General features: G+C 60.1%; 22 protein-coding genes. 17 read left to right on the top strand and 5 right to left on the bottom strand.

The annotated features are described in order from the left end of the window. Complete coding sequence (locus tag GEI7407_RS06435; RefSeq protein ID WP_015171327.1) at positions 1 to 432, bottom strand: hypothetical protein; 432 nt, start codon at positions 430 to 432, stop codon at positions 1 to 3. A 113-nt stretch (positions 433 to 545) separates the two neighbouring features. Between GEI7407_RS06435 and GEI7407_RS06430 the strand changes: the two genes are divergently transcribed. The 6 genes from GEI7407_RS06430 to GEI7407_RS06405 all read left to right on the top strand — a co-directional run bounded on the left by GEI7407_RS06430 (position 546) and on the right by GEI7407_RS06405 (position 7,351). Then, positions 546 to 947, top strand: a complete 402-nt coding sequence (locus GEI7407_RS06430; protein ID WP_015171326.1) for a hypothetical protein — start codon at positions 546 to 548, stop codon at positions 945 to 947. Between the two features lie 56 nt (positions 948 to 1,003). Then, positions 1,004 to 2,014, top strand: a complete 1,011-nt coding sequence (locus GEI7407_RS06425; RefSeq protein ID WP_015171325.1) for a DUF4349 domain-containing protein — start codon at positions 1,004 to 1,006, stop codon at positions 2,012 to 2,014. A gap of 727 nt (positions 2,015 to 2,741) precedes the next feature. Next, positions 2,742 to 3,611, top strand: coding sequence for a 3-deoxy-7-phosphoheptulonate synthase (aroF, locus tag GEI7407_RS06420; RefSeq protein WP_015171324.1), 870 nt, complete (start codon positions 2,742 to 2,744; stop codon positions 3,609 to 3,611). A 202-nt stretch (positions 3,612 to 3,813) separates the two neighbouring features. Further along, complete coding sequence (locus GEI7407_RS06415; protein ID WP_015171323.1) at positions 3,814 to 5,181, top strand: NAD-dependent succinate-semialdehyde dehydrogenase; 1,368 nt, start codon at positions 3,814 to 3,816, stop codon at positions 5,179 to 5,181. Between the two features lie 46 nt (positions 5,182 to 5,227). Continuing rightward, positions 5,228 to 6,886: an acetolactate synthase large subunit gene (locus tag GEI7407_RS06410; RefSeq protein ID WP_015171322.1), complete on the top strand. Its 1,659-nt coding sequence runs from the start codon at positions 5,228 to 5,230 to the stop codon at positions 6,884 to 6,886. A 57-nt stretch (positions 6,887 to 6,943) separates the two neighbouring features. Continuing rightward, a complete protein-coding gene (locus GEI7407_RS06405; RefSeq protein ID WP_015171321.1) occupies positions 6,944 to 7,351 on the top strand; it encodes an MAPEG family protein in 408 nt (135 codons plus the stop codon). Between the two features lie 14 nt (positions 7,352 to 7,365). On the opposite strand, the gene GEI7407_RS06400 is transcribed toward GEI7407_RS06405, so the two are convergent. The 3 genes from GEI7407_RS06400 to mnmA form a co-directional block, all read right to left on the bottom strand. Next, on the bottom strand, positions 7,366 to 9,738 hold the full coding sequence (locus tag GEI7407_RS06400; protein WP_015171320.1) for a caspase family protein: 2,373 nt from the start codon (positions 9,736 to 9,738) through the stop codon (positions 7,366 to 7,368). Positions 9,739 to 9,746: 8 nt separating this feature from the next. Then, on the bottom strand, positions 9,747 to 10,925 hold the full coding sequence (gene sat, locus GEI7407_RS06395; protein WP_015171319.1) for a sulfate adenylyltransferase: 1,179 nt from the start codon (positions 10,923 to 10,925) through the stop codon (positions 9,747 to 9,749). Between the two features lie 282 nt (positions 10,926 to 11,207). Continuing rightward, on the bottom strand, positions 11,208 to 12,281 hold the full coding sequence (gene mnmA, locus GEI7407_RS06390; protein ID WP_015171318.1) for a tRNA 2-thiouridine(34) synthase MnmA: 1,074 nt from the start codon (positions 12,279 to 12,281) through the stop codon (positions 11,208 to 11,210). Between the two features lie 155 nt (positions 12,282 to 12,436). On the opposite strand from mnmA, the gene GEI7407_RS06385 reads away from it, so the two are divergent. The 11 genes from GEI7407_RS06385 (at position 12,437) to GEI7407_RS06335 (ending at position 25,142) form a co-directional block, all read left to right on the top strand. Next, entirely contained in the window at positions 12,437 to 13,345 is a 909-nt protein-coding gene (locus GEI7407_RS06385) for a cation diffusion facilitator family transporter (RefSeq protein WP_015171317.1), read from the top strand. 95 nt (positions 13,346 to 13,440) lie between these two features. Continuing rightward, positions 13,441 to 14,226, top strand: a complete 786-nt coding sequence (locus tag GEI7407_RS06380) for a VanW family protein (RefSeq protein ID WP_015171316.1) — start codon at positions 13,441 to 13,443, stop codon at positions 14,224 to 14,226. Positions 14,227 to 14,448: 222 nt separating this feature from the next. Continuing rightward, the gene (locus GEI7407_RS06375) at positions 14,449 to 16,932 is read left to right on the top strand and encodes an HAD-IC family P-type ATPase (protein ID WP_015171315.1); all 2,484 of its coding nucleotides are present in this window, start codon (positions 14,449 to 14,451) and stop codon (positions 16,930 to 16,932) included. 14 nt (positions 16,933 to 16,946) lie between these two features. Further along, a complete protein-coding gene (locus GEI7407_RS06370; RefSeq protein WP_015171314.1) occupies positions 16,947 to 17,618 on the top strand; it encodes a hypothetical protein in 672 nt (223 codons plus the stop codon). Between the two features lie 56 nt (positions 17,619 to 17,674). Beyond that, on the top strand, positions 17,675 to 18,247 hold the full coding sequence (locus tag GEI7407_RS06365; RefSeq protein WP_015171313.1) for a DUF1802 family protein: 573 nt from the start codon (positions 17,675 to 17,677) through the stop codon (positions 18,245 to 18,247). Positions 18,248 to 18,328: 81 nt separating this feature from the next. Next, on the top strand, positions 18,329 to 19,525 hold the full coding sequence (dxr, locus tag GEI7407_RS06360) for a 1-deoxy-D-xylulose-5-phosphate reductoisomerase (protein ID WP_015171312.1): 1,197 nt from the start codon (positions 18,329 to 18,331) through the stop codon (positions 19,523 to 19,525). 66 nt (positions 19,526 to 19,591) lie between these two features. After that, entirely contained in the window at positions 19,592 to 19,819 is a 228-nt protein-coding gene (locus tag GEI7407_RS06355; RefSeq protein ID WP_015171311.1) for a hypothetical protein, read from the top strand. A gap of 55 nt (positions 19,820 to 19,874) precedes the next feature. Beyond that, entirely contained in the window at positions 19,875 to 20,762 is an 888-nt protein-coding gene (trpC, locus tag GEI7407_RS06350) for an indole-3-glycerol phosphate synthase TrpC (protein ID WP_015171310.1), read from the top strand. A 94-nt stretch (positions 20,763 to 20,856) separates the two neighbouring features. Further along, on the top strand, positions 20,857 to 21,135 hold the full coding sequence (locus GEI7407_RS06345) for a DUF5340 domain-containing protein (RefSeq protein ID WP_015171309.1): 279 nt from the start codon (positions 20,857 to 20,859) through the stop codon (positions 21,133 to 21,135). A gap of 255 nt (positions 21,136 to 21,390) precedes the next feature. Continuing rightward, the gene (locus tag GEI7407_RS06340) at positions 21,391 to 22,665 is read left to right on the top strand and encodes a hypothetical protein (RefSeq protein ID WP_015171308.1); all 1,275 of its coding nucleotides are present in this window, start codon (positions 21,391 to 21,393) and stop codon (positions 22,663 to 22,665) included. Between the two features lie 383 nt (positions 22,666 to 23,048). Next, the gene (locus tag GEI7407_RS06335; RefSeq protein ID WP_015171307.1) at positions 23,049 to 25,142 is read left to right on the top strand and encodes a TonB-dependent siderophore receptor; all 2,094 of its coding nucleotides are present in this window, start codon (positions 23,049 to 23,051) and stop codon (positions 25,140 to 25,142) included. Positions 25,143 to 25,264: 122 nt separating this feature from the next. Here the strand turns inward: GEI7407_RS06335 and GEI7407_RS06330 are convergent, their stop codons facing one another. Next, positions 25,265 to 26,020: a DUF561 domain-containing protein gene (locus GEI7407_RS06330; RefSeq protein WP_015171306.1), complete on the bottom strand. Its 756-nt coding sequence runs from the start codon at positions 26,018 to 26,020 to the stop codon at positions 25,265 to 25,267. Positions 26,021 to 26,233: the final 213 nt, after the last annotated feature.

Raw genomic sequence — 26,233 nt, 5'->3', positions numbered from 1 at the left:
TTAAGCAGGGGTCTCGGCGTTAAAGAGATCAAAGCTTTGGCGGCAAAACTCTCGTAGCTGATCGGCGATCGCCTCTTTGGGCTGCGCTCGCCCCTCAAACTCCCAGTTGCCCACGGTCGAAAAGCGCCACTGCTCCCCTTGGTGGGTGAACCCGGCCACATCAATGCCGATCGCTCGGTGGGACGCCTCCAGCGGATCGCGATAAAACCGAATCTGGACCAAAATGCTGCGGCTCTGAAAGCGGGGACTCCAGCCAGGCAGATGGAAGCCAATGTCGATCGAGTCTGGATCCATCCACTCTCGAGTATCCGGATCGTTGGCCCAGGGCTTCATATCGGCCTTGGCATCGGGAAACTTTGAGCGAAACAGGTTCACCACCGCCGCAATCTTGCTGGCAAGCTGGAAATCTGTAACTTGTTCAGCAGCATTCACTCCCCTTCCTCCTGCATCATCCAGACGTTATAGTCCCGTACTATTCGTATAGATACCTTCCTTCAGCTGGCTAGCCCCTAGACGCTAGCGCCTTGATCTCCGGAGTTAATTAAATGGCCATTCCTTGTCACATCATCGTAGAAGGAAATCCAGCAATCATCTATGCAAGCCGGAACGGTGCTCCGGACAAGGTGCGCCGGATTCTCCAGCCGTTTCTAGAAAAATTTTGGCAAGAACGAGAAACCTCTGGAGAATACCGCGATACACCTGAATGCCTTTTGGCTCAAGTCGTAGTGCGCTTTGGCTTTGAGATTTGCGAGGACGACTTCTCGAATCTACGGGTTGGCCTGAACTATGCGCCGGATGCGGAGTACCTCTATCACATCGCGGGCGATCGCACGGTGAGCGTCTGGCAGGCGACCGAAGCCTATCGCCAAAACCCCGCCCTAGGACTGGCGGTGTGTCAGCCGCTCACCGAGGAAGTGTACCGGGTAGCCAGTCCGGCCGCTCCCTGAGGTGATCCGTAACGGTTTTCGCAACGGTCCCGCTGCGGCTAGGCAGTTTTTCTAGGATGGGGGTATCGAATGATTCCCCCATTCTCGTTTATCGGGCCGCCAATCCCGTCAATCCTGGCCGGATCAAGATGCGCATGTCTCGCACTTCTTCAAGAATTTTGCTGGTTTTGCTGGTTGGCAGCACGCTACTGGCAGGCTGTAGTGCCCAGAAGGCTGAGTCCGTCGATGACGGCTCTCTTTTGCAACAGGTGATCCTGCCTGATGCACCGGCCAATATGGCTGAAAGAGCCCCCACCATAGCCTCAGCGCCGCAGCAACCGGTGGGGGCGATCGCCTCCGTCACAGCACCCAAGCCTCAACTGATTCGGCGAGCCAATCTGAGCCTGGTGGTTACAGATCTCCAGGCCACCGTACAGCAGGTGACTAACCTGGTGCGGCAGCAAAGTGGGGACGTGTTGCAGCTCCAAGAAGATGCAGCGGGAGGCGATCGCCCTCGGCCCAGCGTTCAGATGGCAGTGCGCGTTCCCCAAGCCAAGCTGGACAGCATCCTCGAAGCTCTGAGCGGCCTGGGCACCGTCGAGCAGCGCAGCGTCGTTGCAGAAGATGTCTCGACCCAGCTAATTGACCTAGATGCACGGCTGCGCAACCAGAAGCGCACCGAAGCGCAGCTCCTCGAAATCCTCGATCGCTCGGGCTCCGTGGGAGACGTCCTAAAAGTCACCCAAGAGCTCAGCAAAACGCGAGAAAGCATTGAGCAAATCGAGGCCCAGCTCAAGTACTTGCGCACTCAGGTGGCTTTCTCAAACATTCAGCTCAGCCTCAGCCAGTCTCCGAGCAGCGCCCCCCCAACCCAGCCTGTCTCTACGGAACTGCGAGACGCCTGGAACCAGTCCACTTACGCCCTGGGTGAGTTCACCACTAACTTGATGCAGCTGGGTATCTGGCTGCTGGTATACAGCCCCTACTGGCTGATCGCGGTGGTTATTCTTTGGGCTACGCGTCTGCGCCGCCGCAGCCACCAGCGGGCGATCGCCTCCAGCGCTGCTACTCCTCCTAGGGACTCTTGAGTCCTGATTTGCAGCGGCTTTAGAGGGCGATCGCCAAGTTTTAGCCAAAACTGAGCCAAAATCTAGCCAGATTGGCACCGGTCTCGGAGCAGCTTTTGGTACAACCAATACAGCGTTCCTCGAAGCAGTCCCACTCCATCAAAATCGCCTGCGTCTACCGACCAGCTCTCATCCCCAATGACGCCTCTTGAAGCATCATTGGGGATGAACTAGGCCTCAAGAGGTGTTGACGCTCTTTTCTAGCTTTGTTAGAGTCGCAGCAGTCGATGTCTTGTTCTGTCGAGCCGATCGCTTCGGGCTCCGGCTCATACCAGATCACAGAAATTCCCTGGAACGCACCACCATGTTTGGTTTCTCAAGCTTTTACTTTTATTGGTTTACGTCGGTTCACTTGGAGTGAATCCAGCTCGCGCATGGAACTCTAGGTGAACCGCAGGACTCAAAACCTGCGGTTTTTTATTTTCGGTTTTCACTTCGACGCTCTGCCTGTTCTCCTCTAGTAGCCCACCATGATTCAACCTATCTCTAGCTGGTTTTATGGCTTTTATTTTTGGCCCAGGACCTCACCCGGGTAGATTGGTCATGCTGTACGCAAAGCCCGGGACCACGACGGTTTCGGGCTTTTTTGTTGCTCAGTTGTTGCCCAGTAATTACCCAGCTTTCTAGAATCTTCGACCCGCTCTGATTTCGTTCACATTCTCTAATCATTCATTTCCCAAGCACTCCCATGAAAGACGCTAAATTGACCGCCAAAACGCAGCAGCAAACCCGCAGCCAAATTGCTTTATCGGACACCGTCACCATCGGTGGCCGCGACCTAGTGATTGTTGGTGGCCCCTGCGCCGTAGAGAGCCTCGCCCAGATGGAAGCCGTCGCCGAAGCGCTAGCAGTAGCGCCGGTGCAGGGCATTCGGGGAGGGGTCTACAAGCCCCGCACCTCGCCCTACGCGTTCCAGGGGATGGGCCAAGAAGGCTTAGAAATTCTCGATACGATTCGGCGGCGCTACCAGGTGCCGGTGGTGACCGAGGTGATGGCGATCGCCCAAATCGAGGCCGTCGCAGCCCACGCCGACGTGCTCCAGATCGGCAGTCGCAACATGCAGAACTTCGATTTGCTCAAGGCGCTAGGCACCGTGGATAAGCCCGTGATCCTCAAGCGGGGCCTCGCCGCCACCCTCGAAGAATTCGTCATGGCGGCGGAGTACATCCTCAGCCACGGCAATTCCCAGGTCATCCTGTGTGAGCGCGGCATTCGCAGCTTCGATCCCTACACGCGCAATGTGCTGGACCTGGGCGCGGTGGTAGCCCTCAAGCAAATCACGCACCTGCCTGTGATGGTGGATCCGAGCCACGCAGCCGGCAAGCGGGAGCTAGTGGCCGATCTGGCGCGGGGTGCGGTGGCCTGCGGAGCGGATGGGCTGCTGATCGAGTGTCATCCGGAGCCCGAGAAATCGGTTTCCGACGCGCGCCAAGCCCTCTCCCTGGAGGACATGGTGGACCTGGTACACAGCCTGCGTCCCGTCGCGGCTGCGGTGGGTCGAGGCATCGCAGCGGTGACGGCTAGCCAGCCATCGCTGACGATTCCCCAGTACGTCTAGGCTGGAGGGTTTTCTTGACATGCTCTCTGGTGTTGTCCGCAAAACCAGGGAGTATGTCAAGAAAACGCAACGTTCGGCGAGGGTTTTCAGCCTGGCAAAGTATAACTGAGAGGACAGCCCTCGGCTGGGTGCCGGTTTCGGCGATCGCCCGTCCCGCGCGATCCGGCCCAGGAACCACTGCTATTTCACGGGAGAGCCGGTCATGGGAATTGCGAGCATTAACCCCGCCACCGGGGAAACCATCCAGACCTTCGAACCCCTCAGCGATCAAACCCTCGACGCAAAGCTAGCCCAGGCTTGGGAATGCTTTTTGCGCTACCGCAAGACGTCGCTGGAGCAGCGATCGCAGTGGCTCAGTCAAGCAGCCGAAAACCTGGAGGCCCACAAAGACGCCTATGGTCGCATCATGACCCTAGAAATGGGCAAGCCGCTCAAAGCGGCGATCGCCGAGGTCGAAAAATGCGCCTGGGTTTGCCGCTACTACGCCGAGCACGCCGCCGAGTTTTTGGCTGATGTGGCCGTGAGCAGCGACGCCAGCGAGAGTTTTGTGCGCTATCAGCCCATCGGCCCAGTTTTGGCCGTCATGCCGTGGAATTTTCCGTTTTGGCAGGTGTTTCGCTTCGCGGCGCCAGCCCTGATGGCGGGCAACGTGGGCCTGCTCAAGCACGCGTCGAATGTGCCCCAGTGCGCCCTCGCCATCGAACATATTTTCCAGGAAGCGGGGTTTCCGGCGGGGGCCTTCCAGAGTCTGCTGATCGAGGGCAGCCGGATTGCCGACCTGATGGCGGACGAGCGGATCAAGGCCGCCACCCTTACCGGCAGCGAACCCGCAGGGGCCAGTCTGGCCGCCGCCGCTGGCAAACACATCAAGAAAACGGTCTTAGAGCTCGGCGGTAGCGATCCTTTTGTGGTGATGGAGAGTGCCGACGTGGAAGCCGCTGTGACCACGGCAGTGACCGCCCGCATGCTCAACAACGGTCAGTCCTGCATTGCGGCCAAGCGGTTTATCGTGGCGCGGGCGATCGCCCCGGCTTTTCGTCAGCGCATGGTCGAAAAGTTCCAGGCCCTGCGGGTGGGCGATCCGCTGCTGCCCGACACTAATATTGGGCCGTTGGCCACGCCGGATATTCTGGCCGATCTCCATCGGCAGGTGCAGGAGTGCGTCGCCCAAGGGGCCAAGGTGCTGGTGGGCGGCGAACCCCTCAGCGATCGCCCGGGCAACTTTTATCCGCCGACGCTCCTGGCCGAGATTCCGCCCGGCACCCCCGCCGACACGGAGGAATTCTTTGGTCCGGTGGCGCTGCTGTTTGAGGTGGAAGATCTCGATGAGGCGATCGCCCTCGCCAACCATCCCACCCTCGGCCTGGGAGCCAGCGCCTGGACCCAGATTCCCGCCGAGCGCGATCGCCTAATTAACGAGCTAGAAGCGGGGTGTGTCTTTATCAACGGCCTCGTCAAATCGGACCCGCGTCTCCCCTTTGGCGGCACCAAGCACTCCGGCTATGGCCGCGAGCTCAGCCGCGAAGGAATTTTAGAATTTGTCAATATCAAGACGGTTTGGATCAAATAGATTTTCCAGGATCAAGATCACCGAACGCGTGCGCATGTGAGGAGCCATGGACCCCCAAAACGGTCAAGTCAATACCGCCGAACTGCTGATTCAGTGTCTCGAAAATGAAGGGGTGCGCTACATCTTCGGCCTACCGGGCGAAGAAAATCTGCAGGTTCTAGCCGCCCTCGAGTCTTCCTCGATCCAGTTCATCACCACCCGCCACGAGCAGGGGGCCGCCTTCATGGCCGACGTCTACGGTCGCCTCACCGGCCGAGCGGGCGTCTGCCTGTCCACCCTGGGGCCTGGGGCCACCAACCTGATGACCGGCGTGGCCGACGCCAACCTCGACGGCGCGCCCCTGGTTGCGATCACAGGACAAGTAGGCACCGATCGCATGCACATCGAGTCCCACCAGTACCTGGATTTGGTGGCGATGTTCGGGCCAGTGACCAAGTGGAGTAGCCAGATCGTGCGCCCCAGCATCACGCCGGAGCTGGTGCGGCGCGCTTTCAAGCGGGCGGAAACCGAGAAGCCCGGCGCCGTCCACATCGACCTGCCCGAAAACATCGCTGCCATGCCCGTGACCGGCAAGCCCCTCAAACGGGACACCAAGGAAAAGACCTACGCCTCCTATCACAGCGTCAACGAAGCGGCGGCGGTGATCTCCCGCGCGACCAACCCGCTGATCTTGGTGGGCAACGGGGCCATTCGGGGCCATGCCAGCGAGGCGCTGACGGAGTTTGCGACCCAGCTGAATATCCCGGTGGCCAATACCTTCATGGGCAAAGGGGTGATTCCCTATACCCATCCGCTGGCCCTGTGGACCGTCGGCCTCCAGCAGCGGGACTACATTAGCTGCGGCTTCGATCGCACGGATCTGGTGATCGCCGTGGGCTACGACCTGATCGAGTATTCGCCGAAGCGCTGGAATCCGGACGGCTCGATTCCCATCGTGCACATCGGCAGCAGCCCGGCGGAAGTGGACAGCAGCTACATTCCGGTGTTGGAGGTGGTGGGAGATATTCCTGACGCCCTGACGGAGATCTTGCGCCGGGCCGATCGCCAGGGCAAGCCGGATCCCTACGCCATTGGGCTGCGGGCAGATATTCGAGCGGACTACGAGCAGTACTCCCAGGATGACAGCTTCCCGCTGCGGCCCCAAAAGCTGATCTACGATCTGCGGCAGGTGATGGGGCCGGAGGACATCGCGATTTCGGATGTGGGGGCGCACAAGATGTGGATGGCGCGCCACTACCACTGCGATCGCCCCAATACCTGCATTATTTCCAATGGCTTTGCGGCGATGGGGATCGCCATTCCCGGGGCGATCGCCGCTAAGCTCATCTATCCCGATCGCAAGGTCGTTGCGGTGACGGGAGACGGCGGCTTCATGATGAACTGCCAAGAGCTAGAGACGGCGCTCCGCGTGGGAACGCCCTTCGTCACGCTGATTTTCAATGATGGCGGCTACGGCCTGATCGAGTGGAAGCAGCAAAATCAGTTCAAGCGATCGGCTTTTGTGCATTTCAGCAACCCCGACTTTGTGAAATTCGCTGAGAGTATGGGCCTCAAGGGCTACCGCGTAGAGGCAGCCTCAGACCTCATCCCCATGCTCAAGGACGCCTTAGCCCAGGAGGTTCCCGCCGTGATCGACATTCCTGTCGACTACCGCGAGAATTTACTCTTCAGCCAAAAATCCGGCGATCTGCACTGCGCCATGTAGCTCCAGATTCTGGGACGATAGCAATCATTGCCCAGACTCTAGAACGCAAACGCACCTATGCTAGATTCTCAATTTCTCTGGCCGGAACTGGTCACCACCCTGGCGCTGGTGATGTATTTCGTTGTGACGATCAATGTCGGCCGCGCCCGGTTCAAGTACAAAGTGCCGGTGCCCCAAACCACCGGTGAGCCGAACTTTGAGCGCTATTTTCGGGTCCAGCAAAATACCCTCGAGCAGATCGTGCTCTTCTTGCCAGCGCTGTGGCTGTTTGCTCTGGTGCTCAACCCGGTTTGGGCGGCGGGCTTCGGCGCAGCCTGGGTGGCGGGCCGAGTCCTCTACGCGTGGGGCTACTACCAAGCCGCCGAGAAGCGCGGCCCGGGCTTTGCCCTGAGCTCCTTGAGCGTGATGGCGCTGCTGCTTGGGTCCCTCGGCAAGATTGTTTGGCTGCTGATCCAGGGCGCTTAGCGCTCTAGCAGGCCTTAGACAACTTGATAAACGAAGCCGAGGGTGGCCCACTGATTCACGTCGAGGGCGTAGCCGTCGGTTTCGACGCCCAGGGACTGGGCCGTGGGGGCGCTGGCCTGATGCAGGTCTTCGATGAGGGCTTGAGCGATTTCGAGGGGATTGTCCGGCGTGTCAAAGCGCTGGAGGTCCCCGCGCGATCGCATGCGGCCTTCTAGGACCGTCAGCGTTTGGGTGAAGGGCTGGCGACTGCACACCAGGTAGGTCTGGGCAACGCCCACAGGCCCATCCACAATCCACTCAAATTTCCCAGTGGGCTGGGGCAGGACGATGGTTTCGCCGGGGGCAATCTGGTCGTCATTGAGGGTGCGCCGGGGCTGGCCGTTACTCGGGTCGACCGGGACAAAGGGCGAGTAGAGGACCAGAGGACTCCCGCTGCTGTCGAAGAGGAGCAGGAGGTAGTGCACGGGGCGATCGCTGAAGTTCAAGATGCGGAACTGGAGCCGACTTCCGGCAGCCACCACGGGCATGGCAGGCCCCGCTTCGGACAGGGTTTTGGCCGGAGGAAGGGACCAGGGCGATCGCCGCGGTGTCTGCGTGGCCAAGAGCTGCGGTCCCGGCGTCACAATTTCGAGGGACGCCTGCACCCCGAGGCGCGATGAGCCTTCATTGCAGGTCATGCGCAGCAGCTTCGCCGCCAAGAGCGATCGCAGATTGGGCCGCAAGCGCTGGACCGCCGTCTTGACCGCTTCTCCCCCTTCTCCCACCGTGCCGGGGATGGGCACTCGGCCCAGAGACAGCAGGCCGTAGCCGCCCGCTGGCGTAGCGCCCAAGCGGGCTACATCTTTGCTTGCGCTTGGCGGGGGGGCCAGGCAGCCAAACAGGCAATCTGCTGGCTGCTCCCCCGCGTTGACCGAGGTGGTGTGGGGCATGGCCGAAAAGGCGCTGGTGGCGTCTACGCGCTCAATGCGCTCCAGGTTGGCATCCATGGCCACCACCAGGTTGACCTGGCGCGGCAAGACCCGCACGGTTTCGTGAATCATTTGTCCCGCCTGGAGCGGCTGCTCCGAGCGCGCCTCCAGGCAGCGAACTTTTGCCTTAAGGCCGCTGCGGGACTGCACCTGCAAAAGTTGCGACTTGGCTGGCAGCGGCGCCAGAGCGTCCGTCGGCTCCTCAGACACCAGGCTCACAAGAGAGCCTACCCCATAGTGCTCAATCACAGCGCCGGGCACTCCCCCCAACCAAACTTGACCGGCTTTGGCGTCTTCTTCCACCGCGACCACCACGCCATCTGCTCCCGTGGCAGGCTGGGGCGAACCGTAGGGAAGCGGCGCAACGGTGCGATCTTGCTGACCACTGATTTGGAGGGGGGGCGTCTGGCCAAGCCAGTACTCGAGGGTTTCCGCAGTGTGGGCCAGGCTCACTTGGAGCGTCGTGGCGGGCGTGGACCACCACAGTCGCTGGGTCAGCGCATAGGTAAACAGGCCTGCCGAGAAGCCGTCCCACTGACCTTCAAAGGCGATCGCCTGATTCAGCGGGCGGGCGCTCAAAGGACCACTGCTCACCGCCGTGGGGGGACTGGCCGCCGACAGCACCACGCCCGGCAGCTGACCAAATAAACGACGAACGCGGGTTTGGTCCCGCGAAGATTTTAGCTGTGACAGGAGGGAGTCTTGGAAGGCGATCGCCTCTGGACCGAGATAGCCCTGGATCACCTGGGAGCGCGCCCGCACCCGGAAGTTCCCCAGCAGTCCCGACGTATGGGCCCGGTAGCCGGTGTCTAGCACCGTCACCACCTGCTGGGTCGAGAGCGATCGCAGCAGCAGCAGCAGCGTTTCCTCCGTCAAATCATTGACCACCGGCAACGCCGCTGCTGGCAGCAGGCCATCGTAGGGAACCAAGCTCATTTGCAGGCGGCCATCGAGGCCATCGTCAGAGCTCTCCGCCGGGGCGATCGCCTCCGCCAAAGACTCCACCAGCCGCACCTGGCCGCCATAGCCGCTGAAGTGGAAAAGCACCACATCTCCCGGCCGAGCTTGCTCCGTCAAGTGGGACAAAAACGCCGCTTCGATATTGGCGCGGGTCGCCTGCTGATTTGTCAGCGTCAAAACATCCGCCGGCAAAAAGCCGAACCGCGAACACAGCAGATCCTTCTGCATCTCCACATCCGTCAAGCAGCCGCTCAGGGCCGCCTTGGCCACCGAGCGATCGTAGACCTCCGGAGAATACTGATTGATCCCGACCAAAAGCGCCAGCTTCCGGCTGGTGGGCTTCGCCAACACCTCATAGGAGCGCTGCCATCCAGGCACGAGCCCCATCAGGTCACTGGCTCCCAAAACCGCCAGGGCCAAACCCGATCGCCGGAGAAAGCTTCGCCGTTTTAGTCCCACTAAACCTCCTAGGCCTCCACCGTTTCTCGCATAGCTCGAATGAGTTCCGCAGCAACTTCCGGACGAGAGAACTCCGGCGGCGGTAGCTGACCGCTGCGCAGCAGCTCTCGCACCTTTGTGCCGGACAGGTGAATGCGCTCAGCAGGCGAGCTAGGGCTGGTCTTGGTCGTCGCCATTGTCTGGGTGCGCGTGCAGTAGAACGCGTGCTCAAACTTCATCGGCACAATGCCCAGAGCCGCCGGATCAAACTCATCAAACAGATGCTGAGCGTCATAGGTGCCGTAGTAGTCGCCCACGCCCGCGTGGTCGCGGCCCACGATGAAGTGCGTACAGCCATAGTTCTTCCGGATCAGGGCGTGGAAGATCGCCTCCCGAGGACCAGCGTAGCGCATCGCCGAAGGATTAATCGCCAAGATCACGCGGTCTTTGGGGAAGTAGTTCTCCAGCATGATCTCGTAGCAGCGCATCCGCACATCCGCCGGGATGTCGTCACTCTTGGTAGCGCCGACCAAGGGGTGCAGGAACAGGCCATCCACCGTTTCGAGGGCACACTTTTGGATGTACTCGTGGGCTCGGTGAATGGGGTTGCGGGTTTGGAAGCCCACAATGGTCTTCCAGCCTTTTTCCTTGAACAGGGCGCGGGACTGGAGGGGATCCACCTGATAGCTGGGGAACAGAGGATGGGGCTCACGCTCGAGCAGCCAGATGGGGCCTGCCAAGTTGATGGGGCCTTGCTCATAGACGACCTTGACACCGGGGTGCTTCTCTTCGTCGGTGCGGTAGACGTTCGTGGCCTCGTGGACCTTGTTGTACCGGTACTTCTGGGTCAACTCCAGAACCCCGATAAAGCGCCCATTTTGGTCGTCTAGGCGCACCCAGCCGCCCTCTTTGAGCGGTTCTGCGGCTTCTTCGCTGACAGACAGGGTAATGGGGATGCTCCAGGGCAAGCCGTTTGCCAGGTGCATGTCGGTGACGACGGATTCGTAGTCGTCCTGCTCCATGAAGCCGTTGAGCGGGCTAAAGCCGCCAATGGCAATCATGACGAGGTCGGAGGTGGCTCGCTCATCGAGCTGCACTCGGGGCAGGCGATCGGCCTGCTGCAGGAATTCTTGACGCTCAGCGGCAGTGGCAACGCGCTGAACTAGGTGCCCTCCATGGGGAGAGATGCCATCGATGTGTTGACTCAAGGTCGTCCCTCTTTCGCCGTAACTTCAGTGCAAATCAATTCTCAGCCTTCGATCCTACCGTGGGAGGAGGACGCCCTGATAGGCTCGCAGGAGCGAAATTGCGGTCCCGATCGGCGCAAAAGCCTGTCTCTGGGGATTTGGCAAACTTTTGGGCTTAGGGAAATTTTTGTCTGAGATAGGGAGAACCCCGAAGGGCGATCGCCCTTCGGGGGTAGAGAATGTTTCGCAGCGCTTGCCAACCGGCGATCGCGCGCTCTGGTAGACTTGGCAGCCCAGACGCCCCTAAGTCACAGGGCTTTTTTCTTTCAGCTCGATGATGCCGCCGCCCAGGAGAACCTCGCCGTCATACCAAACAGCGGCCTGTCCCGGCGTGATGCTGAACTGGGGCTCATCAAAGACAATTCGGACGCGATCGCCCCCATCAAGAGGAATCACCGTCGCCGGAGTCGGCGGCGTCCGGTAGCGCACCTGCACCTCTGCCCGGATAGGGGCAGTGGGCGCGGTGATCGAGACCCAGTTGACCCGCTGGACGGTGCATTCTGGGTCGTGAGCGCTGGCGCGATCGCCCACGATCACCCGGTTGCGCGCCGGATCGAGAGCGATCACGTACAGGGGCTGCGCCGCCGCCACGCCCAAGCCTTTGCGCTGGCCGATGGTGTAGTGGTGGATGCCTTCGTGCTCTCCGAGCACCCGACCGTCCTGGTCGACGATTTCGCCTTTTTGGGGCGTGATGTACTTGTCCAAGAACGATCGCATGGAGCCGTGGCTCTCAATGAGGCACAAATCCTGGCTTTCGGGCTTTTGGGCCGTTTTTAGGCCAAATTCTGCCGCTAGCTGGCGCGTTTCAGCTTTGGTCAGCTCGCCCAGGGGGAAGCACGTCCCGGCCAAGATTTCCTGGCTGAGGTCGTAGAGAAAATAGGTTTGGTCTTTGCTGCGATCGACGGCTCGGTGCAGCTCTTGGCGGCCCGTTTCGGGGTTGTAGACAATGCGGGCATAGTGGCCTGTGGCGATCGTGTCGATGCCCAGGGTTTCCTTGGCGTAGGTCAGCATCGGGCCAAACTTGACCGCCTTGTTGCACTGAGAGCAGGGCAGCGGCGTCACGCCCGCTTCGTAGCCCGACACCAGATAGTCCACGATGTTGGCCGCAAAGACCTCGCGGGTGTCCACGATGTGGTGAGCCACGCCTAGCTGCTCACAGATAAAGGCCGCGTCCACCATTCCTTCCGAACAGCACTGGCCCTTGCCTTTCATCAACCACAGGGTCATCCCGACCACCTCCCGCCCCTGACGATGGAGCAGGGCCGCGGCCACGGAACTATCAACACCACCCGAGAGACCAACAACGACCTTATTCATGGAGCATTTGACAAAAATTGAACGGAAGCAGGTCTACTCTCGCGCTTCCCGTAGAATGAGCAGCAGAGTGCCCAACATACGGATTAGTCGGAGGCGATCGCCCCTCCTTACCATGGTAAATCAGCGTTCCAGTTTGCCCAGGGTCGGAGTCAACCATGACCCTTGATCAGCGGCCTGCCGTTCGCCGGGTTTTGATTATAACCCTCCTGCTCAACCTGTTTGTGATGGGCCTTAAGGCATTCTTGGGCTGGAAAACTGGCTCTTTGAGCTTGCTGGCTGACGCCCTCCACAGCGTCACCGACAGCGCCAACAATATTTTGGGTCTGCTGACCAGTCGGCTAGCCTCGCCCTATCCCGATCGCGACCATCCCTACGGTCACCAAAAATTTGATGCGGTGGGGGCCTTGGCGATCGCCGCTTTCTTGGGCATTGCCTGCTTCGAAATCCTCCAAAGCGCCATCGGCCGGCTGCTGCGACCGGGCCGACCTGTCCGGCTCGACGGGCCAGAGCTCTGGCTGCTGCTGGTCGTTTTGGGAGTGAATATTTTTGTGGCGTTTTATGAGCGGCGCGAAGGCATCCGCGTGGGCAGCCAAATCCTGATCGCTGACGCCAAGCACACCATGAGCGACATCTGGGTGACGATCCTGGTGCTGGCGGGCCTGATCGGGGTCTGGAGCGGCTGGCAGTGGCTGGATGTGGCGCTGTCATTCCCGGTGGCGCTCTTGGTGTTTGTGAGCGCGTGGTCCGTGCTGCGATCGAATCTACCCTGGCTGGTGGACGAAATGGCGATCGCCCCCGAAGCCATTCACAGCGCAGTCATGGAGGTTCCAGGCGTCCTGAACTGCCACAGCATCGCCTCCCGGGGCCTGATCGGCCGCCAAGTCTTTATTGAAATGCACTTGGTCACCCAGGCCCAGGACGTCGAAACCGCCCACGGGATCACCGAAGCCATCGAGGCCAAACTCCAAGAGCGCTACGGCCCCTCGCGGGTGCTGATCCACGTCGAGCCTCCGGCCTACAAATCCGCTGAAATTAGCTACGGCAGCGAGGATTCTGACGCTTAGGGTCTATTTTGTAAAAAAAATCGGGCGATCGTGCGCAATTTGCCCCCTGGAGCCTGATTTCAAGCACTAGTCCTGCGTCTTGAACGAGTCTCCCCATGTTGGCATCCTGGAAACGGCCCATTCGCAACGCTCTAAAGCACAGCAAGGCCCTGGTCAAGGGCTATCCCTTCTACTACGCGGGCCAGCAAGAGCCCCAGCCCCAGGAGCCCTACCCCCATCTGTGGCACGAGGCGACCACACCGATTCCCGATCGCGGCACCCCCGAGATTCGCCAAAATCGCCTGTGGAATTTGCACCTAGCGGCTCAGAAGCTGGACTATTTGCAGATTCCGCCCGGGCGCATCGTCAGTTTTTGTCATCGCGTCGGCGAGCCGACCCTCCGCAATGGGTTTCGGGCGGGGCCGGTGTTTGTGCAGGGTCAGGTGCGTACCGACGTGGGGGGCGGTCTGTGTCTGCTGGCCACCAGCCTGTTTCAAGCTTTTTTGTGGGCGGGATGGGAGATATTGGAGCGCCACTGCCACAGCATCGACGCCTACGGCGAAGGGCGATTTTATCCCCTGGGTCAGGACGCGGCGGTGGCCTACGGCTACAAAGACCTGATGGTGCGCAATGTCTGGGCAGTGCCGCTCCAGCTGCGTTTGCAGGTTTTGCCAGCCCAGGGGGTCGTGGCCTCGAGCGTGTGGGGGCGATCGCCCTGCCCGGTGGCGGTGAAAGTGGAATCCCAGGTTTTGGCTCGGCTCGCCCCCAGCAGTGAAGCGGGAGTGCCAGGCTGGCAGGTGGAGACGCGGCGGTACCTGCGCGATCGCCTCTCAGAGCGGGAACAGGGCTGGACCCTGGACTACCAAACCACCAGCCTGTACCATCCCTGCGATCGCCCCTAAACGCCCCAGTACTCCCCAGAACGGGCGATCGCCTAGGCGCTGCTGCGCACCCAGACTCCCGGGCTGAGGCTGACGCCACCGAAGGGACTGGGGTACAGTTGCCTTGACGGCCAATCGCAGAAATTTGCCTCTGCCAGCGGCGATCGCGCCCGCAGCCACGCATGTCAGAGAGGGGCGATCGCCCTCGAATTGGCCCCTTGTGCTTCGTTTCGCCTCCGTTTCATGACCCAGCCTCCGATGGCCCAGCCTTCGACTCTTCCTCCCGGCCTCAGCGCGGCCGATGTGATTGCCCAGCGGGCGGCGGGCTTGGGCAACAATGTCCACTTGCCCACCAGCCGCTCCTATCTCCAAATTTTTCAAGAAAATCTTTTTACCTTTATCAATGCGGCGTTTTTCACCCTGAGCTTGGTCATGCTGCTGCTAGGGCGCTATGGCGACAGCATTCTCGTTGTGGTGGTGATTTTCGGCGGGGTGCTGATCAACCTGTACCAGGAAATCTGGGCCAAGCGGAAGCTCGACGAAATCGCCTTGCTGATGCGGCCCAAGGCGACGGTGATTCGGGAGGGGGTCGAGCAGTCGATCGACCCGAGCGAGCTGGTGCTGGGGGATGTGCTGACGGTCCAGGCCGGGGACCAAGTGGTCGTCGATGGGGCCGTGATCGGGCCAGGACGCATCGACGTAGACGAGTCGCTGCTGACGGGCGAGTCCGATCTGATTCCCAAGCAAGCCGGCGATCGGTTGTATTCGGGCAGCTTTTGCGTCAGCGGCCGGGCCTGCTACGTGGCGGAGCAGGTGGGGGCCAGCACCGTTGCTTTTCGGCTGACCACCGGGGCGCGGGCCTTTCGCCAAATCCTGACACCGCTCCAGCGCGAGATTAATTTGGTGATTCGGGTGTTTTTGCTGATCGCCTGCTTCATGTGGATTTTGGTGGGCATCAGCTTTTTGAGTCAGGTCAATTCCCTAAACGAGCTGGTGCAGCGGGCAGCGGTGATCGCGGGGCTGGTGCCAGCGGGGCTGCTGCTGGCGATCACGCTGGCCTACGGCCTGGGGGCCGTGCGCATGGTGGGCCGCAGGGTCTTGATCCAGCAGGCCAACGCGGTGGAGTCCCTGAGCAATGTGAATATCCTGTGCCTGGACAAGACGGGGACGCTGACGACCAACCAGCTCCAGCTTCAGCGGGTGGTGCCCGTGGGAATGTCTGAGGCGGCCCTGCGATCGCGCTTGGGGTGCTACGGAGCGAGCGTGACCAGCGGCACCAAGACCAGCGAGGCGATCGCAGCGGCCTGTCCCGGCGATCCGGTGGCCATCGGGGCAGAGGTGCCTTTCAACTCCGCTCGCAAGTGGAGCGCGATCGCCCTCGAGCCAGCCGAGGATACCGGCGATCGCGACTGTCCGGCCGGAGTCTACGTCTTGGGAGCGCCGGAGGTGCTGGCCGAGGCCCTCCCACTATCGCCGGACATCCAGCAAAGCATCGTGGCAACGGCCAAGCAGGGCCTGCGGGTGGTGCTGTTTGCCTACAGCCCAGACCGCGCGGCCCTGGGAGGCGACACAGACCCCAAGCTGCCGCAGGACCTGGTTTTGCTGGGCGTGCTGCACCTGAGCGATGAGCTGCGCCCCGAGGCGAAGGGAACCCTGGACCGGTTTGCTCGGGCGGGCATCGCGGTGAAAATTATTTCTGGGGATCATCCCGAAACGGTGGCGGCCCTGGCGCGGCAGGCGGGGGTGCGCGACAGCCGGGTGATTTCGGGGAGCGAATTGGCCCAGATGAGCCCGGCTGCCCGAGTCCACGCTGCGCGATCGCACCATGTTTTTGGGCGGGTGACGCCAGAGCAGAAGGCGGAGCTGATCCAGGCGCTGCGCCAGCAGGGGGACTACGTGGCCATGATCGGCGATGGAGTCAACGACGTGCTGTCCCTAAAGCAGGCCAATTTGGCGATCGCCATGGAGAGCGGCAGCAAGGCGACTCGCTCGGTGGCTGACATCGTGCTGCTCAAGGATTCCTTTGGCAGCTTGCCCCGCGCGTTTTTGGAGGGTCAGCGCATCCGCAACGGCATCCAGGACGTGATGAAGCTGTTCATGATTCGCACCTTTTGCGTGACGCTGCTGATTTTCGCGACGGCGATCGCCACCGACTCCTTTCCCATGGCCAACAAGCAAAGCGCCGTGGTCACGCTGCTGGGCGTTGGGTTTCCCAGCATGGCCCTCCCCATCTGGGCCAAACCGGGCGCTCTGCCCCAGCGCAGCCTGATGCGATCGATTTTGCACTTCACGGTCCCCGCCACCTTGACCCTGACCCTGGTGGCGCTGATGGTCTACTTGTTTTATTTGGTGGTGGCGATTTTGGACCTGTCGCCCTACCGGGAGCTAGCGGACGTGGACTACCAGGTTCCCCGCAGCGCCCTGGTGACGATCTTGGTCATGGGCGAGCTGCTGCTGATTCCGTTCCTCAAGCCGCCCACGCGGGCCTGGGTGGGCGGGGAGCCGCTGTGCGGGGACTGGCGCTATACCTGGGTTGCCCTGGGCCTGTTGGGGCTGTATTTCCTGATCGTGGCCCTGCCGCCGGTGGCCAACTTTTTCGAGCTGCTGCCTTTGCCCTGGCCAAACTACGGCTTTATCGGCTTTATTGCCCTGGAGTGGTGCTTTGTTTTACGAGCGATCTGGCGCAGCCGCTTTCTCGATCGCTTTTTGGGCGTGGATTTGAGTTGAGGGGATAGGGGGCCATGGTGGAGCGAGAAAATCGGCGTGGAGCCAGCAAGCTCGATATTCCGGGCGTGAGTCCCTGGGAGGTGATGGCGATCGCCACGGGAGCGGTTGCCATCGTGACCCTGGGCCTGCTCGGGCTCAGCCTCAAGGCCATCACCAACGCCTTCGACCCGACGCGCGCCCAGGCGATCGCCCAAAACCTGGTGGACTACACGATTCCCGGGGGCTCGACCGGCGGCTTCGGCCTCAACCTCGGCGGGATCAAAGTTGCCCTGGTCGGCTCCTCTGCCCTCGTCTCCACCCTCACCGCGCCGGAACAGGTCACCCAGCAGCTCCCAGACGGCGTCATGCTGCGGGTCACCCGGCTCCCCATCGATCGCCTGGCCCGCCCCGAAGACTTCGAAGCGGTCAACTTCTCCAACCATTTCGGGATCACCTTTGCCCACGAAAACCTAGAGATTTACCGCAGCTATCAAGAAGACAAGGTACTGTGCGGTTTCACCGTTCCCATCACCATCCAAACCGGCAGCTTGACCCTCACCGAGGCCGCGCCCGCCACCCCCGCCGTTCAGTACGAAGTCAACCTCACCTTTGGCAACTACCAGCGGCTGTTTGTGATCACCGGTTTCGGGCGGAACGCCCAGGCCGAGGTGGAGCAGGTTTTTCAGTCGCTCCGCTGCAATCGCTAGTCAAAGATTCTTCGCCGCTTGTCGCCCAGCCCATTGCTTAGACCCAGGGAAACACCATGCTTCAGCCAGCTCTCAAGGAATGGGCCGTGACCGTCGAGGCCCTCGCCGCCGGAAACACGATCCTGCTGCTGCGAAAAGGCGGGATTCAAGAAGAAACCGGGAGCTTTGCCCTTCAGCATCAGCAGTTTTGGCTGTATCCGACCTACGAGCACCAAAAACCAGAGTTGCTGAAGCCGGACTATGCCGCCCAGGTGCAGCCCGTCCCCTCAGGCTGGCACCCAGAGACAGTCGAGATCCAGGCGTGGGCAGAGGTCCAGGGGCAGTTTACGTTTCACGATCAGGCCACGCTCGCAGCGGTGACGCCCTTTCACGTCGGCAATGACCGGTTCGCGGCAGAGCGGCTGCGCTGGAAGGCGCGATCGCCCCTCCAGGGGCTGATTCTGCGGGTGTATCGCCTGCCGCGCCCCGAGAGCCTGCCTTACAAGAGCGAGTACGGCGGCTGTCGGTCCTGGCTGACGCTGCCCCTGACGGCGGAAATGGCGCGATCGCACCCCGCCCTGAGCGACGAGGCCTTTGAGCAGCAAGCGGCCCAGCTGCAGCAGGCCCTCCAGTCGGTGGCCCCGGCCTGACGGCCCCATCCCCGAGATGCTTTGGGGGAGATCCCGCCACACCGTAAGATAAGGGGAGTCAATGCTGATGCTGAAATCATTGTGAAAGCAATTACTCTCCTTGGCTCCACAGGCTCGATCGGCACCCAAACCCTCGACATTGTGTCCGAGCACCCCGATCAGTTTCGGGTGGTGGGAATGGCCGCAGGGCGCAACGTCGCGATGCTGGCGCAACAGATTCGGCAATTTCGGCCTGAAATTGTGGCGATTTGGGACAAAGACAAGCTGCCTGAGCTAAAAGCGGCGATCGCCGACCTCGAGCCCCAGCCCATCGTGCTGGCCGGCGAAGAAGGCGTGATCGAGGTGGCCCGCTACGGCGACTCGGAGGCCGTGGTCACAGGGATCGTCGGCTGCGCTGGCTTGCTGCCCACGATCGCCGCCATCGAGGCCGGCAAAGACATTGCCCTCGCCAACAAGGAGACCCTGATTGCGGGTGGTCCGGTGGTTCTGCCGCTGATCGAGAAATACGGCGTCAAACTGCTGCCCGCAGACTCGGAGCACTCGGCGATTTTCCAGTGCTTGCAGGGAGTCCCCCAGGGAGGACTGCGGCGGATCATCCTGACGGCGTCCGGGGGCGCTTTCCGGGACTGGCCCGTCGAGAAGCTGGCTGAGGTGACCGTCGCCGACGCCCTCAAGCACCCCAACTGGTCCATGGGCCGCAAGATCACCGTGGATTCGGCCACGCTGATGAACAAGGGCCTTGAGGTGATCGAAGCCCACTATTTGTTCGGCATGGATTACGACCACATTGATATCGTGATCCATCCCCAAAGCATTATTCACTCGCTGATCGAGCTGCAAGACACGTCGGTTCTTGCCCAGCTCGGCTGGCCCGACATGCGGCTGCCGCTGCTCTACGCCATGTCGTGGCCTGAGCGCATCGCCACGAGCTGGGAGCCGCTAGACCTAGTGAAGGCGGGAGATCTGACCTTCCGGGCGCCGGATCACCAAAAGTATCCCTGTATGCAGCTGGCCTACGCGGCGGGTCGGGCCGCGGGCTCGATGCCGGCGGTGCTAAACGCGGCCAATGAGCAGGCGGTCGCGCTATTTTTAGAGGAGAAAATCCAGTTCCTGGAGATTCCGCGCCTGATCGAGGCGGTCTGCGATCGCCACCAGGCAGACAACCGCCAGCAGCCGACCCTGGACGATATCTTGCAGGCCGATGCTTGGGCTCGCCAAGCGGTGCTCCAGGCCTGCGAACAGCTGCATCAAGGCGATCGCATTGTTTCTTTGCGCTAGCCGCCGAGGGGGCTGGGGGCGATCGCGCCTTGCCAAGGTCAATCAGCACACAATGGAGGATGAGGGATGCCGTTTCAAGAGCTGATCTTGGGTTTGGCAGCCTTGGTAGTAGCGTGGCTGATTTTTACCTGGCTGCTCAAGGTCGTCAAAACCACCCTGAGTACGGCCCTTTTCATCGCTTTGGTGGTGCTGGGTTTGCTGTTTGTGGGCATTGGTCCCCAGGAGCTGCTCCAGCAAGTCCTTCAGATTCCCCAGCAGCTCTGGCAGTGGGGAACTGGCTCTGGTCAGCGCTGAAGTTGGCCAATTTTGTCTCCATTAATCCTGTCTCGTTTTCGCTGAGTTGGTAGCCATGCAAATCCGCCGTCGTCCGCCCGTTTCCAGTGTGACCGTTATCAATTTGACCTACAAAATCAAGACGGACGAGGATCAGCCCAACAACATCCTCGAAGAAATCGTGTGGCACAAGGAAACGGAGGTCGATCAGCTGCGCGATCGCCGGCCCCTCGTTGAGCTAAAGCGCCAGCTAGCCAGCGCGCCCCCGGTCCGCAACTTCGCTGAGGCCCTGCGCCAGAGCAAGACGCAGCCTGCCCTGATCGCGGAGGTCAAGAAAGCCTCTCCCAGCAAGGGCGTGCTGCGCGAAGATTTTGATCCAGTGGCGATCGCCCAGGCCTACGAGCAGGGCGGCGCGACCTGTTTGTCGGTTCTGACCGACCAGCGATTTTTCCAGGGCAGCTTTGAGAACCTCCAGCGGGTTCGCCAAGCGGTGGATCTGCCCCTCCTGTGCAAAGACTTCATTCTGTATCCCTACCAGCTTTATCAGGCGCGGATTCACGGCGCTGATGCGGCTCTGCTGATCGCGGCAATTTTGTCGGATCAAGATTTGCAGTATTTCCTGAAGGTGATCAAAACCCTCGGCATGACTGCCCTGGTGGAGGTGCACACCCTAGAGGAGCTCGACCGGGTGCTGGCCCTCGACGGCGTGGAGCTGATCGGCATCAACAATCGCGATCTGCAAACCTTCAAGGTAGATCTGCAAACGACCTGTGATCTACTGACAGCGCGGCAGCAGCCGCTGAGCGATCGGTCTATCCTAGTGGTCAGTGAGTCGGGTCTGTTTGTGCCGGCGGATCTGCGCCGGGTAGCAGAGGCAGGCGCCGCGGCGGTTTTGGTGGGCGAATCCTTGGTCAAGCAGCCCGATCCCGCCCAGGCGACCGCTGCCCTCTTGAGCGAAGCCTAGAGATTCGCCGGTCCAGCGCTGCCTTTCCCAAAGAGCGCGATCGCCCGTGGCTGTCTAATTTTTGATTTCTGATTAATGAGGTGAGTTTGCTTTCATGGAGCCTATTCCTCTGCCGTCGCACATTCACTACGAGCTGCTTTTGCAGCTTCTAGAGCGCCAAACCCTTTTTGCCGTTGGCCAGCGATCGCCCCAGCGAGAGCAGGTCACTGAGCTGATTATGACGCTGCGCAAGGCTCTCTCCCACCAAAAGCGGCTCGAAGAAAGCTGCGATCGCGCTCATTTACCCGTGGACTACCGCTGGTCCCTCAACGCGAATGCGGGGCCCTCGGCGCCTGACACGCTGATGCCCCCTGAGCGATCGCCGCTGCCCTGATTTTTGGGAGATTCTGGCAGGGCTCGCGGCTGCAACTAGGCTGGGCCAAGGCTGCGACCAGAACTAGCCGGAACAGTCCGCAATTTCCCCGATTGAGCTAAACTGATTGCAACTTCGCAGCAATGCTTATCCAAGTGCTTGCTAGGTCTGGGATTGAGGCAACAGAAAGCCACCAGACCGCAGCACCAGAGGGACGCAACAAATTGCTGCGCCCCCGACTTTGGAAGGTCGCTGTCTCACTTCAGGAGGTCCTGCGTGTCAGAGCTGGATGAATGCCTCAGCCACCAAGAATCCCCCGATGATCGGCAGGGAGGCCTCGAGCCTCTCGGGGAGCAGGCTGCTCTCCCGACGCTGTGGGAGGAAGTACAGGCACTGCGATCGCGCGATCGCCACCAAAACGAGCGCATCCGCCATCTCGAGCAAGCCCTCGACCAGTCGGTCCACTCCATCGGCGAACTGAAACAGCAAATTGCCGATCGCATGTTTCTCGAATCGCTGCTGGCCGCCACCGAGGAGTTTGCCCGCATTCAGCAGCAAGCGATCAACGAGCTCAAGGCTCAGCTGCAAGCCCAGCAAGCGGTCCTCGCCCAGCAGATCAATGAGATTCAGGGGCGCGATCAGGCCGTTCATTCCCTCATCAACGCGACCGAAAGCATCGCTCACGCCCAGCGGGACGAGCTCGAGCGCCTGCGATCGCAAATGGTCCACGAGCAGGCAGAGATGGCCCGCTCCCACGACGCCTTGCAGCAGCAGATCACCGCTCACAAGCAGACCATCACCAGCCAGCAAAATCAGCTCCTGAAGCTAGAGGCTCAGCGCCGCTCGGCCCTCGAAACTACGACCGACCTCGAGCAAAAACTGGCCGACGCAGAGGCCCAGATTGAGGTACGCCAAAAATCCCTAGAGGACTACCTCCAGCTGATCGGCGAATTTGAAGAGCGGCAGGCCAAAGCCGAAGCCACGATCGCCCAGCAGCAGGGTCTGGCCGCCCAGCTACACGACGCCCAAGAGACGGTCAGCCAGCAAAACAGCACCATTGTGGCGCTGCAGCGGGATCTCGCCGTCGCCCACGGCAAACTGGAGGCCCTAGAGACCCAGATCGCCAACCAAACGCGCATCCAGGCCCGACTCCAGCAGAACAAGCAAGAACTGCAAGCCGAGCGCGATCGCCATCTGAACCGCGTCAACGCCCTCGAAAGCCAAGTCACCGAGCTCCAAGAGCAGGTGCTCAAGCAGGCGCGCCAAACCAGCGAGTACGAGGCCGCCATTCAGCACTGGAAGGACCGCTACCAAGAGAACCAGCAGCAGCTAAGCCAGCTCCGAGACATGCTAGAGCAGCTGCCGGAGTGCCCAGAGGAAGTCGTGGATTTGCTGGCGACCCTCACCCCAGCCTCCGACGCCAAGCTCACCGAGAAGGCGGCTGAGGCCGAGGTTCCCCCTGCCCCCCGCTTCACCAAGGGGCTCACCGTCGATCTGCCCACCTTTTTGGCCCGTCGCCGCAGCTATCGGACACAGCAGTCCACTTCGTGACAAACTCCTTCACTGACGCTGATACCTACAGACCGTTGGCACTCATGCCAACACCGTGGATCTTCCAAGCCGCGTGATGTTGTGAGTGCTCAGGTCATCAGAAATAGGGCCGTGGGGCGCACGGTTCTGCAAAATGCTTGTGGAGACGGTCTGACGGGGACGGGCAACCGTCTAGCAAAGAGTCGATGAATCAAGAATCTCCGCCTATACCCGAAGGGTTAGGGGAAGAGCGTCAATGCAAGTTTGACAGTCTGTCTTTTGACAGAGGCTGACATCTGCCTTAAAAGTGCAAACAGCTTCACTGAACCGCTATTTGAGGCCATAGCTGGCATTGATTTAGCAAGACGTGAGCTGGTGTGAGCAGTGTTTTAGCCATCTTTTTCATGAAACGTCTTATTGCGCAGCCTAGCTTCAACTTGACAGTTTGGAGCCTGATTTCAGCTAATTGTCTCCATCCCGCGATCGCCTCTTCTCCCCCTCTCGACGACCTTTCTTCGCCTTTCATCCAGACAGAAAGCTCGTCGCTACCAACGCTTGAATCGAGCAGTCAACTCACTTTCCCCGATGGGCAACGCATCCTACAAGTTGCAGATCTTGCACAATCAGAAACTTCCGAGAACGACGTCATTCGCATCATCGTTGAAGAGAAGAAAGAAGAAGAGAAAGTAGAACCAGCTTCTACGCCTGTTTATACCATCGAGGCAGAAGAAATCCGTCAGCAGGAAGCCGATAGCGTGGCCGAAATTCTGCGGACTTCACCAGGCTTTGCGGTCAATGACGCCGGATTTGGAGCAGACATTCACACCGGAACTTATTACAGAGGAGCGTCCATTAATCAGTCTGTTTTTCTCTTAAACGGCAGACCGATTGGTAGCAACATCAATACCTACCACGGCAGCACTGACCTTAACAGCATCCCGACCGGAGCGATTGAAAAAGTTGAGCTATCTAGCGGCACCTCAGCAACGCTCTATGGCTCAGAAGCATTTGGCGGAGTTGTCAATATTGTTACGAAACAGGGTGAAGATACCCCGACTCGCTTCAATGGCTTAGTTCAATTTGGCTCCTACGATCACTCCAATGTTCAAGGTCAGCTCAGTGGCTCGGTCGGGGATGTAAACTATATTTTCAATTATCAAAACTTTGAAGCTGAAAATAACTACCGAGTCCCCATAGGCGCTGCCAACCGGGGGCCTGATGGTCGTTTATTTAATGGCGATACTGCAGTTACTAACTATTACGGCAAAGTAGGCTTTGACCTCAACGATCGCAACTCACTGAGTCTGGATGTCTCTAAGGTCAGCAGTCGACGGGGATTACTTTACTTCGGGTTTCCGCTACAGCGCGATCGCCTCGACCATGATCTCCTAAACGCTGGGCTATCTTGGCAGGCCAAATTGGGAGAAGGGGATGACTCGACTTTGAATACCACTGTCTCCTTTAACCAAGACTACTTCAGCACCTACGGACCGACCCAACAAACGCGCTATCGCACCGGCAGCCTCGATTCTCGGACCTTCAACGCCAGAGTAGATCATGACTGGCAAACTGGCGCCAACCATAACCTCCGCTGGGGACTGGATCTGCAAAATTCTTTGTTGACGGGGGAAGTGGAGAGTAACGTGCCTCAGCTCGTTGCTTTGAACGGCACCGAAGACCGCGATCGCCTCCATACGGCCCTATTCGCCCTCAACACCTGGAAGCTCAATCAAGACCTACAAGTAGAGCTTGGCCTCCGCCAAAACTTTAATAGTGAATTTGGCAGTTATCTAAATCCCAGCGTGGGCGGGCGCTGGGAGGTTTCGCCCACTGTGGCCATGCGGGGCAGCTGGGTATCGGTGCAGCGCAACCCAGGACTAGACCAGCTATATGTATTTGACACGGTCCACAACTGGCTGCCCAACCCTAACTTGGATCCTGAAACGGGTTCTTCCTGGACTGCCGGAGTGGATTTGCAACTCGCTAGCAACCTCAATGCGCAGATGACTTACTTTGGCAGTCGCCTAGATAATCGCCTGGGAATTCAGGCAGGCCGCTGGGAAAATATCGGCTTAGTCAACACGAACGGCCTAGAAGCTGCGCTCCGGTGGCAAATCACTCCTCAGTGGTCCAGCTTTGTCAACTACACCTACACCGATGCTGAAATCCAGACGGGTCCAGAGCGAGGGCTCCAGTTAGGCCTCATCCCTTATTCCGTTGGTCAACTAGGCATTGGTTATGAGTCCGCAGGTTGGCAAGTCAACTTGTATGCCAACTATTTCAGCGGGGCTCGACGGGCATTATTTAATACTCCCGGCGATTCAAGTGAGGATTTTTCGCCTGATTGGTTACGGCTTGACCTTGGCTTGCGGGTACCTATCACTCGCAATCTAGGGTTCACTGCTTTTCTTGAAAATCTGACTGACCAAACTTACGAAAGAGCCAATCGTATTTATCAGCCCGGTCTGACTGTGCGAGTTGGCTTACAGTCCTACTAGGGATCCTCTGATCGTCCGGAGCATTTCGGCGGGTTGGTAGAGGTTTTGCCTCTTTCAAGCCAAAAGGCGCGGAGGTCCGCGCCTTTTAGCCTTTTAGGCTTTAGCTAGCAGTCTAGAGGGCTCTAGAAGCGAGCGATCGCCTCTGCCCGGCTCACGGAGCCCAGAGCTTCCACCAGGCTTTGGACCGCAGCCACCATGGCGATTTCGCTGTTGAGGCGGTTGATCGCAGAGCCAACGCCAACGCCCGCAGCACCCGCCGCGATCGCCAGGGGAGCCGTCACGCTAGAGATACCCGAAGCGCACAGCACCGGCACCGACACCGCGCGAGAAATCTCGGTCGCGGCGGCCAGAGCAGGCGCAGCCTTCTCGATCAGGCCCAGGGTACCGGGGTGAGCCGGACGGCTGCTGGTGCCGCCCTCGGTTTGGATGATGTCTGCTCCCGCAGTCACGAGGGCTTCAGCCAGAGCCACCTGCTGATCGAGCTCCAGAATGTGAGGCACCGTCACAGATAGCATGATGTCCGGCAGGACTTCGCGGGTCCGGCGGGTCAGGTCGAGGACTTCCGCAGCTTCGAAGCGAATGCCGTGGGCGTAGAACGCGTCAAAGTTACCAATTTCGATCAGATCCGCACCGGCTTTGACGGCTGCGACAAACTTTTCGGGCTCCACCGCCGACACGCAGATCGGCAGAGAGGTGACGGCACGGGCACGCTCGACCAGTCGGGGATCAGCCGCGATGTCTACGAAGGTAGCGCCGCCGCGATCTGCTGCTTTAACGACAGCTTCAACGCGATCGGCGTCGAAGTTCATCAGACCGCTGATAACCTTCAGGACCCGACTTTGGGCGAAGGCTGGCTGAAGTGTGGGATGCATGGTCATGATTCTTCGCAATCAGGTTAAACAATACAAGTCATTTGGAACATTGTTGCACCCCGTGCGGCCTGCGACTAGGGTGTTCCTGCCCGAGATACGCCCAAGGGGCCGATCGCCATAGCCCCAAACGCACGGAGGCAAATTTGGGGAGGTCAGCATAGCTCATCCGCGCTGAGGCGATCGCCCACGAACCCAGCTCAAGGGACTCTCTACACCCTT

Origin of the sequence: Geitlerinema sp. PCC 7407 (genome assembly GCF_000317045.1) — a bacterium.
Classification (GTDB): Bacteria; Cyanobacteriota; Cyanobacteriia; order PCC-7407; family PCC-7407; genus PCC-7407.
The sequence above is the reverse complement of the archived record's forward strand: the minus strand, read 5'-3'. Positions and strand labels throughout refer to the sequence as shown.